Genomic DNA, 13,360 nt, shown 5'->3' with positions numbered 1-13,360 from the left:
GCACAGGAGAAATTCCATGAGCAAAACCTCGATCTGGCGCGGCGTCATTCCCGCCATCACCACACCCTTCACCGGCGACGGCCAAGTCGATCACGCCTTCCTCGCCGGGCATGCGAACTGCATGATCGATGCGGGCTGCACCGGCATCGTCGCGCTCGGTTCGCTCGGCGAAACAGCGACCCTGAGCTTCGAGGAGAAGCTCGCGATCCTGCGCACGCTCGTGCAGGCGCTCGGCGATCGCGCGCCGGTCATTCCGGGCATCGCCGCGCTATCCACCGCCGAGGCCGTGCGCCTTGCGCGCGAAGCCAAGGCGATCGGCTGCCGCGGCCTCATGGTGCTGCCGCCGTACGTCTATTCGACCGACTGGCGCGAGATGAGCGCGCACCTGCGCGCCGTGATCGAGACCACCGACCTGCCCTGCATGATCTACAACAACCCGATCGCGTACAAAACCGATTTCTCGCCGGCACAGATCGCCGAACTCGCGCACGCGTATCCGAACGTGCAGGCGGTGAAGGAGTCGTCGGGCGACGTGCGCCGCTTCGCCGCGCTCAGAAGCATTCTGGGCGACCGTCTCGAATTGCTCGTCGGCATGGACGACGCGCTCGTCGAAGGCGTCGCGATGGGCGCGACCGGCTGGATCGCCGGCCTCGTCAACGCCTATCCGAAGGAGTCGGTGAAACTGTTCGACCTCGCGCGCGAAGGCGGCGCCGAGGCGGCCGCGGAACTGTATGCGTGGTTCCTGCCGCTGCTTCGCCTCGACACCGTGCCGAAGTTCGTGCAGTTGATCAAGCTCGTGCAGGAGAAGGTCGGCATGGGCAGCGAACGCGTGCGCGCGCCGCGGCTGACTCTCGAAGGTGCCGAACGGGCCGAGGCGCTCAAGGCGATCGAACACGCGATCGCCACGTTGCCGGAGATTCTGACATGGCCACTTACGAACCCGTCTTGATTGCCGGAAAATGGCGTGCATCGCGCGACGCGCAAAGCGGATTCCGCGCGTTCGATCCGGCCACGGGCGAGGAAATCGGTCCCGCGTTTCCCATTAGCGGAGCGATCGATGTCGAAGCCGCGCTGGCCGCGGCCAGCGCCGCCGCGAGCGAACTCGCCGCCATGGAACCCGCTCGCATCGCGGCGTTCCTCGACGCCTACGCCGCCGCGATCGAAACCGATGCACAGGCACTCGTCGAACTCGCCCACGCGGAAACGGCGCTCCCGCGCGAGCCGCGCCTTGCCAAGGTCGAGCTGCCGCGCACGACGAACCAACTGCGCCAGGCCGCACAAGCCGTGCGCGCGAGTTCGTGGACGCAGGCGACGATCGACACGCAAGCCGGACTACGCTCGCATTTCGGCCCGCTCGGCAAACCGGTTCTCGTGTTCGGGCCGAACAATTTCCCGTTCGCTTACAACGCCGTCGCTGGCGGCGATTTCGCCAGCGCGATCGCCGCGCGCAATCCGGTCGTCGCCAAGGCGCACCCGTTGCAACCGGCGACGAGCAAGCGTCTCGCCGAACTCGCGCATCGCGCGGTGCTCGACGCCGGGTTGCCCGCGGCAAGCGTGCAGATGCTCTATCACCTCGACAACGAACTCGGCGCCAGGCTCGCGGGCGATGCCCGCATCGGCGCGATCGGCTTCACCGGCAGCCGCACGGGCGGGCTCGCCCTCAAGGCCGCGGCCGACCCGTCCGGCATTCCGGTCTACGCGGAAATGTCGAGCGTGAATCCGGTGTTCCTGCTGCCCGGCGCGCTGGCCGAACGCGCCTCGGAACTCGCGCAGGAGTTCTTCGCCTCGAACACGATGGCCAGCGGGCAGTTCTGCACGAATCCCGGCATCGTCATCGTGCCGCACGGCACGGACGGCGACGCGTTCGTCGCAGCGGCATCTGCCTCATTCGCGAATGCGCAGGCCAATGTGCTGCTGTCGCAAGGCGTGCTCGATCATTTCCGGCAGGGCCTCGCCGCTTTGACCGGCGCGGGCGCGAAGATTCTCGCGCAGGGCAAGGCCGCGACCGAACCGGGCTATCGCCAGGCGCCGACCTTGCTCGGCGTCGACGGCAAGCGGTTCGTGGCCGCGCCGAAAGCATTGCAGACCGAAGTGTTCGGCCCGGCCAGCCTGATCGTGCGCGCGGACGGCATCGCGGAAATGATCGCGATCGCGCAGTCGTTCGAGGGCAATCTCACCGGTTCGGTGTATGCGGGCAAACAAGGCAGTGTCGACGACACGGCGGCGGCTGGGGTCGCACGCGCGTTGCGCCCCCGTGTCGGCCGGCTGATCGGCAACAAGATGCCGACCGGCGTCGCGGTCAGCGCGGCGATGAACCACGGCGGACCGTATCCGAGCACGAGCCATTCGGGCTTCACCGCCGTCGGCATGCCGGCGGCGATCCGCCGCTTCGCCGCGCTGCATTGTTACGACAACGTGCCGGCACACCTGTTGCCGGCCGATCTGCGCGATGCGAATCCGGGTGGCGTGCAGCGCCTGATCGACGGGCGCTGGACGACCGACGACGTAACGAAGGCAACGTCGGCATGAACGATGTTCACGCCCCGTCGGCCGCCATCGATCGCCCCTTTGCCTGAACGACACGGGAAACGCCATGAAAGCATCGATCGCCGTTTTGTGTTGCACTCTGTCGATCGCATTCGCTGCGCCTTGCGCGAACGCCGTCGAGGATGCCAGCGCCCGATTCCATGAGATCTACACCGAGGAATGGCAGTGGCGGCAAGCGCAGTTCGACGACAACGAGGACAGCCACGGCGCACCGAGCGCACATCTGTCCCATGTCGATGCGGCAACGCAGGAGAAGCGCGGGCGCTACTGGTCGGACGTGCTGAAAAAGCTGGATGCGTTGCCGCCCGCGGAATTGCACGGCGAAGACGCCGTGGACTACGCGGTGTATCGCGGGCAGATCGAAACGTTGCTGGCCAACCAGCGTTTCCGCGCCTGGGAAATGCCGTTCAACAGCGATACCGCGTTCTGGACCGATCTCGGCTACATGGCGCGCAAGCCGATAAGCAACGTCGACGGCTACCGTCTCTATCTCGGCAAGCTGCACGACATCCCGCGTTATTTCGACGAGCAGATCGCCAACATGCGCGCGGGACTCAAGCGCGGCTTCAGCGTGCCGCGCGTGACGTTGACGGGACGCGACCGGTCGATCGCCGACGGGGTCGACGCCAAGGGCGACGCCAATCTGTTCTATACACCGTTGCGCAACATGCCGGCCGCCATTCCCGCCGACGAGCAGGAGCGGTTGCGCGCTCAGGCGCGCGCGGCGATCCGCGACGAAGTGATTCCCGCCTACGCGAAGCTGCTCGACTTCTACCGCAGCACCTACATGAAACGGGCGCGCACCACGCTGGCTGCCGAGGCGATGCCCGACGGCAAGGCGTTCTACCGCGCGCGGATCCGCGAGTTCACCACGCTGGACATGAGCCCGGACGAGATCCACGCGCTCGGCGTGAAGGAAGTCGCACGCCTGCACGCCGAGATGGACGAGACGATGCGCGCGTCCGGCTTCAAGGGCAGTTTCGCGGAGTTCCTGCATTACCTGCGCACCGATCCGAAGTTCTACGCGAAGAGCGCCGACGAATTGCTCAAGGACGCGGCGTGGATCGCCAAGCGCGTCGACGGCAAGATCGGCCGCTACATCGGCCGCCTGCCGCGCGAGCGTTTCGCGATCGAACCGGTGCCGCCCGATCTCGCGCCGTTCTACACGGGCGGTCGCGGCGGCCCCGGCATCTATCTCGTCAATACCTACGACCTGCCCTCGCGCCCCTTGTATTCGCTGACCGCGCTGACGCTGCACGAATCCGCGCCCGGCCATGCCTTGCAGATGCCGCTCGCGGCCGAGCACGAAGGTCTACCCGATTTCCGCCGCTACAACTACCTCTCCGCCTATGGCGAAGGCTGGGCGTTGTACGCCGAACGGCTCGGCGTGGAAATGCAGATGTACGACACGCCCTACGATCGCTTCGGCTATCTCGGCTACCAGATGTGGCGCGCCTGCCGGCTCGTCGTCGACACCGGCATCCACCACCTCGGCTGGACGCGCGAGCAGGCGCAGGCCTACATGCGCGACAACACCGCGCTGAGCGAGCACGAGATCGAAACCGAGGTCGATCGCTACATCGCCTGGCCCGCGCAGGCGCTGTCGTACTACCTCGGCGAGATGGCCATCGTCGATGCGCGCGCCAAGGCGGAGAAGGCGCTTGGCGAACATTTCGACCTGCGTGCGTTCCACGACGTCGTGCTCTCGCTCGGCTCCGTGCCGTTGCCGGTGCTGCAACGGCAGGTGGACAAATTCATCGCCGATAGCGGAAAGTCCCCATATGCGAACGGCGCCAAGGCGCCGTGACCGGAACAACAACCAGAAGGGGCAACCGATGGCATTGATCGACGACCTGACCCGGCGCAAATCCGTCGCGCAACTGCAATCCGAAGCAGGGCAGCGCAGCGGACTGCGTCGCGTGCTTGGTTTGTGGCATCTCACCGCGATCGGTCTCGGCGCGATCATCGGCGTCGGCATCTTCGTGCTGACCGGCACTGTCGCGGCGACACAGGCCGGTCCCGCGGTCGCGCTGTCGTTCCTGATCGCCGGCACCGCCAGCGCCGCCGCGGCGCTGTGCTATGCGGAATTCGCCGGGCTGATCCCGGTGTCGGGCAGCGCCTATACCTACGGCTATGCGGTGCTGGGCGAGTTCGCCGGCTGGATCATCGGCTGGGATCTGCTGCTCGAATACGCGCTGATCGCGGCCGTCGTCGCGGTCGGCTGGTCGGGCTACGTGCAGGCGCTGCTCGACGCGTTCGGCATGCCGCTGCCCGTGTGGGCGCAAGGCGCTTACGGCAGCGCGCCGGGACGCCTGTTCAACCTGCCCGCCGTGCTCGTCGCACTCGGCATCACCGCGCTGCTCGCGGTGCGCATGGATTGGGGCGCGCGTTTCAACACGCTGATCGTGGCGATCAAGATCGCCGCCGCCGCACTGATCGTGGTCGCCGGCGTTGCCTATGTCGACCCTTCGCGCTGGCATCCGTTCATGCCGTTCGGCATGCACGGCGTGGTCACGGGCGCGGCGATCGTGTTCTTCGCCGTGTTCGGGTTCGACCAACTGACGACCGCCGCGGAAGAAGCGAAAAACCCGCAGCGCGACCTGCCGCGCGCGGTGATTCTCTCGCTCGCGATCGCGATGACGCTGTACTTCGCGATCTGCTTCGTGCTCACCGGCATCGTGCCGTACACGACGTTGAACAACGACGCGCCGGTCGCGCACGCGTTCACCGCGATCGGCTTGCCGCAGGTCATGGTCGCGATCTCGCTCGCCTCGGTCTGCGGCATCACCAGCGTGATCTTCGCCAACCTGCTCGCCGGCGCGCGCATCTGGTTCGCGTTGTCGCGCGATGGCCTGCTGCCGGGCTGGTTCGCCGCCGTGCACCCGCGCTGGCAGACGCCGCATCGCACGACCGTGCTGATCGGCAGCGTCACCGCGGTCGCGGCCGGATTGTTCCCGCTCGACGAGCTCGCCAAACTCGTCAACATCGGCGTGCTCGGCGCTTTCATCGTCATCTGCAGTGCGGTCATCGTGCTGCGCAGGCGCCAGCCCGGTCTGCAGCGCCCGTACCGCACGCCGCTGATGCCGTTCGTGCCGCTCATCGGCATCGGCTTTTCGTGCTGGCTGATCTGGGGTCTGCCTTTTACGACATACCTGCGTTTCGCCGCGTGGCTGCTGATCGGTCTCGTCGTGTACTTCGGCTACGGGCGCGCGCATAGCCGCCTCGCGGGATGATAGGCTTCGCGTTCGCTTCTCCACGCAAAGGAATCCGTCTTGCCCGCCCGCCTCGCTCCCGACCAGTCCCGTGGATATCTGATTCCGATCGGCACGCAGGCGCGGCCGGACGGCTACACCGAAATCTTCCGCCGCATCATCGCGATGCTCGGGCAGCGGCCGCAGGTCGTCGTCGTCACGGCGCAGACGCCGGGCGAAACGCAATCCGACGAAATCGAGACCGCGCTGCTCACGCTCGGCGCCGGACAGGTGCGCCGGCTTGCGCTGGCCAGCCGCGGCGACAGCGATCACCCCACCGCGCTCGCATCGATCGAGCGCGCCGAACTCGTGGCGCTCAGCGCCGATGCGCCGTTGCGCCTGTCGACCCTGCTCGGCGGCACGCAGCTCGCGCGCCTGCTGCGCCGGCGCAATGCGGACGGCGCGGCCGTGGCCGGCATCGGCGCGGGCGCGGCGATCCTCGCCGAGCACATGCTCGCCGGCGGCGCGCACGGGCCGACGCCGCGCATGGGCAGCGTGACGCTGGCGCCGGGGCTGGGTCTGTCGAACCGCCTCGTCATCGACCAGGGCGGCGCGGGCGCGGACCGGCTGGGCCGCCTGCTCGCCGCGCTCGCGCTCAATCCGTTCGCGCTCGGCATCGGCATCGACCCGGACACGGCCGCGTTCATCGGCCCGGACAACGTGGTCGACGTGGTCGGGCACGGCGGCATCACCGTCGTCGATCCGTCCGATGTCGGCCATTCCAACGTCGCCGAGGCCGGGCCGAGCGGGCCGATCAGCATCACCAACCTGCGTGTGCACGTGCTCGTGCACGGCTCGCGCTACGACCTCGATTTCCGTCGCACGATCAGTTGATTGCGATGCGAAAAAAAATACTTTCGGCCGTTTGCCTTCTGCTTTGCGCTTTCTGTGCGCTCGCGCAGGCAGCGCCTACCCTGCTGCGCCCCGCTCGCGTCTGGACCGGCACGGGCAACGAGGCGCCGCACGCCGGCTGGGCGGTGCTCGTCGACGGCGAGCGCATCGTCTCGGTCGGGCCGGCCGACAGGATCGAAGCGCCCGGCGGCGCCAAGACCGTCGACCTGCCCGGCACGACCTTGCTGCCCGGCCTGATCGACCTGCATGCGCACCTGTTCCTGCATCCGTACAACGAGGTGAGTTGGAACGACCAGGTGCTCAAGGAGCCGCCCGCTTACCGCACCCTGCTCGCCGCGCAGCACGCGCGCGATACCCTGCTTGCCGGCTTCACGACCCTGCGCGATCTCGGCACCGAGGGAGCGGGCTACGACGACGTTTCGCTGCAGCGGGCGATCAACGAGGGCCTGATTCCCGGCCCGCGCTACTTCGTCGCCACGCGCGCGATCGTCGCGACCGCGTCGTATGGACCGGCACCGCGCGGCTTCCGCCCCGACATCGAGCTGCCCGGCGGCGCGCAGGAAGTCAGCGGCGTCGATGCGGCGATCGCCGCGGTGCGCGAACAGGCCGGCCATGGCGCGGACTGGATCAAGATCTACGCCGACTATCGCATCGGCCCCGGCGGCGAGGTGCGGCCGGCGTTCACCGACGCGGAGCTGAAGGCGATGGTCGAAGCCGCGCATCTTTCGGGCAGGCCGGTCGCGGTGCACGCGGCCAGCGATGCGGCGGTACGCACGGCCGTGCTGGCCGGCGTCGATTCGGTCGAACACGGCTACAACGTCAGCGAGCAGACCTTCCAGCTGATGAAGCAGCGCGGCGTCGCCTATCTGCCGACGCTGACGGCGGTCGAGGCGATCGCGCAATACTTCGAACACTACGAAGCCGGCAAGACGCCGCCGACCCAACGCATGCAGGACGCGGCCCATGCGTTCCGCACGGCGCTCAAGCTGGGCGTGACGATCGGCTGCGGCAGCGACGTCGGCGTGTTCGCCCACGGCACGAACTGGCGCGAGCTCGAATGGATGGTCCAACTCGGCATGACGCCGACGCAGGCACTGCTCGCGGCCACCGGCGTCGACGCAGCGATCCTGCGCAGGCAGGACGAATTCGGCCGCATCGCGCCGGGGCTGCGTGCCGACCTGATCGCCGTGTCGGGCGATCCGACGCAGGCGATCCAGGCCGTGCGCAACGTCGTCTTCGTGATGAAGAACGGAACGATCTACCGTTCGCCATGAACGAGAAGCCGATAGTCCGCGTTGCGAACGAAACGGACGCCAACGTGATCCGTGGCATCTACGCCCCGCATGTCGAGCATTCTGCCGTTTCGTTCGAAACCGCCGTGCCAAGCGCCGACGAAATGGCGGCGCGCATCCGCAAACTGCTGCCGACGCATCCGTGGCTCGTCGCCGTCGTCGACGGTCACGTCGCCGGCTACGCCTATGCGAGCCCGCATCGCGAGCGCGCGGCGTACCGCTGGTCGGTCGAAGTCACCGCCTACGTGCATGCGCAATTCCACCGCCACGGCATCGGCAAGCGCCTGTATGCCGCGCTGTGCGCGGTGCTGGCGGCGCAGCGCTACGTCAACGCGTTCGGCATCATCACTTTGCCGAACGCGGCCAGCGTGGCGCTGCACGAAGCTTGCGGCTTTCATCGTTGCGCAACGTTCCGCCATGCCGGCTACAAATTCGGCGCATGGCACGACGTCGGCTGGTGGCAATACGAGATCGACGCGGCTTCCGCCACGCCCGACGAACCGATCGCCTTCGCCGCGATCGACACCGGACATCTGACGCAGCTGCTTGCGCTCGATTGAAGCAGTCGACGGCGGCAAATGCGATCGGGTACGATCCGCGCTCGTTGTCCGTGCGCTCGTCCGTGATCGCGGCAAATCAAAAAGCCGGCGCCCTGCCTGCACTTTTCAACAAGAGCGACTACTTCATGCAATTGGACCATACCAAGGCCATCGTCACCGGCGGCGCGTCCGGACTCGGATTCGGCGTCGCGAAACACCTCATCGGGCACGGCGCGAAAGTCGCGCTGTTCGACGTCAGCGCGGAAAAGGGCGCGCAGGCCGTCGCCGAACTCGGCGCGAACGCCCGCTATTTCAATACCGACGTGAGCAACGAAGAGCAGGCCGCGGCGAATGCGAAGGCCGCACAGGAGTGGCTGGGCGGCCTCAACGCCGCGATCAACTGCGCGGGCATCCTCGGCGCGGGCCGCGCGCTCGGCAAGGAAGGGCCGATGCCGTTGAAGACGTTCGCGACGACGGTGACGGTCAACCTGATCGGCAGCTTCAACGTCGCCAAGGCCGCGGCCGACCTGATGCAGCACAACGCACCGGGCGAGGACGGCGAGCGCGGCGTGATCGTCAACACTGCCTCGATCGCCGCCTTCGAGGGCCAGATCGGCCAGGCCGCGTATTCGGCATCCAAGGGCGGCGTCGTCGGCATGACCCTGCCGCTCGCGCGCGAGTTCGCGCGCATCGGCGTGCGCGTGATGACCCTGGCGCCGGGCGTGTTCCACACGCCGATGGTCGAGGGCATGCCGGATCAGGTATACAATTCCCTTTGTGCGCAGGTACCCTACCCCTCGCGCCTCGGCACGGCGGAGGAATTCGCCGATGCGGTCGCCTTCGTCCTGCAGAACCGCTACATGAACGGCAGCGTGATCCGCCTCGACGGCGCGATCCGGCTGGCACCGAAGTGACTAATCTTTCCTTCTCCCACCGGGAGAAGGTGGCGCGAAGCGCCGGATGAGGGAAAGGCTACCCACGATTCGATGGCGCAGCGTCGGCAATGTCTCTCCCTCATCCGCCCTTCGGGCACCTTCTCCCGGGGGATAAGGAAAAACCTCCTTTTTCCCGCACCCAAACCACCATGAAAGCTTTCGAAGTCAAACGCGGCAACGTCATCGAACACAACGGCAAGGTGTACCAGATCCGCGACATCGAGCGCAGCTCGCCGCAGGGGCGAGGCGGCAACGTCACTTATCGCTTCGTCATGTACTCGGTACCCGGCGCGCAGAAGCTCGACGTGTCGATGCGCGCCGACGACGACCTCAAGGAAACCGAACTGGTCCGCCGCGCCGCGAATTTCTCCTACAAGGACGGCGACGCGTTCGTCTTCATGGATGCGGAGGACTACACGCAGTACACGCTCGACGCGCCCTCCGTCGGCGATGCCGCGGGCTACATCGTCGACGGCGTCGAAGGCTATTACGTGCAGATCATCGACGACGCGCCGATCGGCCTGCAGGTGCCCGCGACGGTGACGCTGCAGGTCGTCGACACGGCGCCCGAACTCAAGGGCGCCTCGGCGACCAAGCGCTCCAAGCCGGCGAAACTCAACACCGGCATCGAGATCCAGGTGCCCGAGTACATCACGACCGGCGAACACGTTCTCGTCAACACCACGACCGGGGAATTTTCGGGGCGGGCGTGATCGGGCCAATGGCCTCTGCGAGGGCGGCTTGAGCGTCAAAGCTTGCCCGGCGTGGAGGCGTCGCGTATTTTACCGGGGCAAGACACCGGCCGGCCGCACCGTTGCGCGCGCCGTCACCACACCATCCGTTCTGGGGACACACAATGGTTTTCTGGCGCGTCAAGCCGCTCGACAAGATTCTCGAAACCGCTGAAAAGAAATCGCTCAAACGCCAACTCGGCCCGGTTCAACTGACGCTGCTGGGCATCGGCGCCGTGATCGGCACCGGCATCTTCGTGCTGACCGCCGAAGCCGGGCAGAAAGCCGGCCCGGGCATGATGATCGCCTTCGTCATCGCCGCGATCGTTTGCGCGCTCGCTGCGTTGGCCTATTCCGAAATCGCCTCGATGATTCCGGTGTCGGGTTCCGCCTACACCTACAGCTACGGCGTGTTCGGCGAGTTGATCGCCTGGGTCGTCGGCTGGGCGCTGGGGCTCGAATACGGCATCGGCGCGGCTGTGGTCTGCGTCGGCTGGTCCGGCTATATGAACGGCCTGCTCGCAGCGAACGGATACGGATTGCCCGAGGCCTTGCGCACCGGACTCTACGCCGGCGGCTCCTTCAACCTGCTCGCCTTCCTGATCGGCCTCGCCGTCACCGTGCTGCTCGTGATCGGCACTTCGAAAAGCGCGCGCGTCAACGCGGTACTCGTCGCAATCAAGATCATCGCGCTGACCGTATTCATCTTCCTCGCCATACCCGCGGTGAAGAGCGGCAACTTCGAACCGTTCCTGCCCGGCGGCTGGGGCAGCCCGCTCGGCGGCGTCGGTGTGCTCGGCGCGGCAGCATCGATCTTCTTCGCCTACGTCGGTTTCGACGCGGTCTCGACCGCGGCAGAGGAAACCAAGAACCCGAACCGCAATATCCCGATCGGCCTGATCGGCTCGCTGACCGTCTGCACGATCTTCTATCTGCTCGTCGGCTACGGTGCGGTCGGATCGGTCGGCGCACAGCCGTTGCTCGGCGCGAACGGCATACCGCTCGATCCGGGCACACCGGAAATGACGGCCGCCTGCGCCAACTCCCAGGCCCTGGTCTGCAGCCGCGAGCCGCTGGCGCACGTACTGCGCATGCTCGGCCATACGACCATCGGCGACTGGATCGGCATCGCCGCCGTACTCGCTCTGCCCTCGGTGATCCTCATGATGATGTTCGGCCAGACCCGCATCTTTTTCACCATGTCGCGCGACGGCCTGCTGCCGGACGTGCTGTCCAAGGTGCACCCGAAATTCCACACGCCGCACGTGATCACGGTCATCACCGGCCTCGTCGTCTCGTTCTGCGGCGCACTGTTTCCGGTCGGCAAGCTCGCCGATACGTCGAACTCCGGCACTCTGCTCGCCTTCGCGATGGTCTCGCTCGGCGTACTGATCCTGCGCAAGCAGCAGCCCGACCGCGCGCGCCCGTTCCGCACGCCGCTCGCGTGGATCGTCTGCCCGCTCGCCGTCGCCGGCTGCCTGCTGCTGTTCGTCAACCTCAGTATGACCGCAAAGCTCGTGTTCGCGACCTGGGCGGTAATCGGCCTCGTCATCTACGCGCTCTACGGCTATAAGCGCAGCCAGCTCGCGAACGGCAACTGACGAGCCGGCATGTTGAAATCCATTTGTACTCGCACAACTTGACTTGATCACGCCGACGAGGGCCGACGCACGATGTCGGCCCTCGCCGTTTACGAGAACCCGGGAACGACCATGCTCAAGCAACTCCTGCGCACCAAGCATCCGCTCGCGGTCAACAACGAAGCCGGCGAGATCGAACTGCGCCGTACGCTCGGCCCGTGGGGCCTGACCGCGATCGGCATCGGCGCGGTGATCGGCGGCGGCATCTTCGTCATCACCGGCAATGCCGCGGCCGAGCACGCCGGTCCGGCGATCATGCTGTCGTTCGTGCTCGCGGCGATCTGCTGCACGTTCTGTGCGCTGTGCTACGCCGAATTCGCGGCGATGGTGCCCGTCTCGGGCTCGGCGTATTCGTACACCTACGCCACGCTCGGCGAAGGCGCAGCCTGGTTCATCGGCTGGATGCTGATCCTCGAATACGGCGTCTCGGCCTCGGCGGTCGCGTCGAGCTGGACAGGCTATTTCGTGAGCCTGCTCAACCACGTCGGCATCCACCTGCCCGACGCACTGATCAACGCGCCGCTCGATGCGCACCTGAAACCGACCGGCGCCGTGATCAACCTGCCGGCGATGGGCATCGTCGCCGTGTTGACCGGCATCTGCTACGTCGGCATCAAGGAATCCGCCGGCGTCAACTCGGCGATGGTCGCGCTCAAGATCGTGCTCATCATCCTCGTCATCTTCGCCGGCTGGAGCTACGTCGACACGAGCCTGTGGCACCCGTTCATTCCCGAGAACACTGGCGCGCACGAGTTCGGCTGGTCGGGCGTGCTGCGCGGCGCGTCGATGGTGTTCTTCGCCTACATCGGCTTCGAGGCGACCAGCGTCGCCGCACAGGAGTCGGTCAATCCCAAGCGCGATCTGCCGATCGGCATGCTCGCCTCGCTCGTGATCTGCACGGTGCTCTACATCGCGATGGCGGCCGTGCTTACAGGCCTGATGCCCTACAACCAGCTTGGCACGAGCGAGCCCGTCGTGACCGCGGTCGCCGCGCATCCGCAGCTCGCGTGGCTGCGCTGGATCGTCGAGATAGGCGCGCTGATCGGCCTGTCGAGCGTGATCCTGTGCATGTGCATCGGCCAGCCGCGCATCTTCATGATCATGGCCAACGACGGCCTGCTGCCGCCGGTATTCACGCGCATCCATCCGAAATACCGCACGCCGCACATCAACACGCTGATCACCGGCGCCGGAATTGCGCTTCTTGCGGGCGTGTTTCCGCTCGACATCCTCGGCGATCTCACCTCGATCGGCACGCTGATCAGCTTCGCCGCGGTCTGCGCGGGCGTGTGGATCCTGCGCGTGGCGCATCCGGAAATCCCGCGCCCATTCCGCATTCCCGCCGCGCCGCTGATCTGCCTGCTCGGCATCCTGAGTTGCTTCGCCTTGCTTTCGACGTTCAGCGGCTACAACTGGTGGCTGACCTTCGTCTGGACGTTCGCCGGATTCGGGCTGTATTTCGCCTACGGCTACCGCAAGAGCAAGCTGCATCGCGAAGAGCCTGCGCAAACCACGCGAGCCGGGTCGATTTAATTCTTGTCAGCCAACTATCACACAATTCCGTTCCTGAATA

Annotated in this window: 11 protein-coding genes; all 11 read left to right on the top strand. The window is 66.6% G+C overall.

The features are described 5' to 3' along the window. Positions 1–16 precede the first annotated feature (16 nt). A complete protein-coding gene (locus QM741_RS13175) occupies positions 17–949 on the top strand; it encodes a dihydrodipicolinate synthase family protein (protein WP_415208136.1) in 933 nt (310 codons plus the stop codon). Next, positions 925–2,529 carry an aldehyde dehydrogenase family protein gene (locus tag QM741_RS13170; protein WP_415208135.1) on the top strand — a complete coding sequence of 535 codons (1,605 nt, stop codon included), beginning with the start codon at positions 925–927 and terminating at the stop codon, positions 2,527–2,529. Before QM741_RS13175 ends, QM741_RS13170 begins: the two co-directional genes overlap by 25 nt. A 64-nt stretch (positions 2,530–2,593) precedes the next feature. Next, positions 2,594–4,354 carry a DUF885 domain-containing protein gene (locus QM741_RS13165; protein ID WP_415208134.1) on the top strand — a complete coding sequence of 587 codons (1,761 nt, stop codon included), beginning with the start codon at positions 2,594–2,596 and terminating at the stop codon, positions 4,352–4,354. 28 nt (positions 4,355–4,382) lie between these two features. Next, a complete protein-coding gene (locus tag QM741_RS13160) occupies positions 4,383–5,780 on the top strand; it encodes an amino acid permease (protein WP_415208133.1) in 1,398 nt (465 codons plus the stop codon). Between the two features lie 39 nt (positions 5,781–5,819). Continuing rightward, a complete protein-coding gene (locus tag QM741_RS13155; RefSeq protein ID WP_415208132.1) occupies positions 5,820–6,632 on the top strand; it encodes a cyanophycinase in 813 nt (270 codons plus the stop codon). A 5-nt stretch (positions 6,633–6,637) separates the two neighbouring features. Continuing rightward, positions 6,638–7,924: an amidohydrolase family protein gene (locus QM741_RS13150; RefSeq protein WP_415208131.1), complete on the top strand. Its 1,287-nt coding sequence runs from the start codon at positions 6,638–6,640 to the stop codon at positions 7,922–7,924. Next, entirely contained in the window at positions 7,921–8,502 is a 582-nt protein-coding gene (locus QM741_RS13145; RefSeq protein ID WP_415208130.1) for an arsinothricin resistance N-acetyltransferase ArsN1 family B, read from the top strand. The genes QM741_RS13150 and QM741_RS13145 overlap by 4 nt, the downstream gene beginning before the upstream one ends. 125 nt (positions 8,503–8,627) lie before the next feature. Beyond that, positions 8,628–9,395, top strand: a complete 768-nt coding sequence (locus tag QM741_RS13140; RefSeq protein WP_415208129.1) for an SDR family NAD(P)-dependent oxidoreductase — start codon at positions 8,628–8,630, stop codon at positions 9,393–9,395. Between the two features lie 170 nt (positions 9,396–9,565). Then, on the top strand, positions 9,566–10,129 hold the full coding sequence (gene yeiP, locus QM741_RS13135) for an elongation factor P-like protein YeiP (protein WP_415208128.1): 564 nt from the start codon (positions 9,566–9,568) through the stop codon (positions 10,127–10,129). Between the two features lie 143 nt (positions 10,130–10,272). Beyond that, positions 10,273–11,748: an amino acid permease gene (locus QM741_RS13130; protein ID WP_415208127.1), complete on the top strand. Its 1,476-nt coding sequence runs from the start codon at positions 10,273–10,275 to the stop codon at positions 11,746–11,748. A 111-nt stretch (positions 11,749–11,859) separates the two neighbouring features. Next, complete coding sequence (locus tag QM741_RS13125; protein ID WP_415208126.1) at positions 11,860–13,320, top strand: amino acid permease; 1,461 nt, start codon at positions 11,860–11,862, stop codon at positions 13,318–13,320. Positions 13,321–13,360: the final 40 nt, after the last annotated feature.

This window comes from Rudaea sp. (genome assembly GCF_047601565.1).
Taxonomy (GTDB): Bacteria; Pseudomonadota; Gammaproteobacteria; order Xanthomonadales; family Rhodanobacteraceae; genus Rudaea.
Note: the sequence above shows the minus strand (reverse complement) of the source record. Positions and strands in the feature narration are given on the sequence as shown.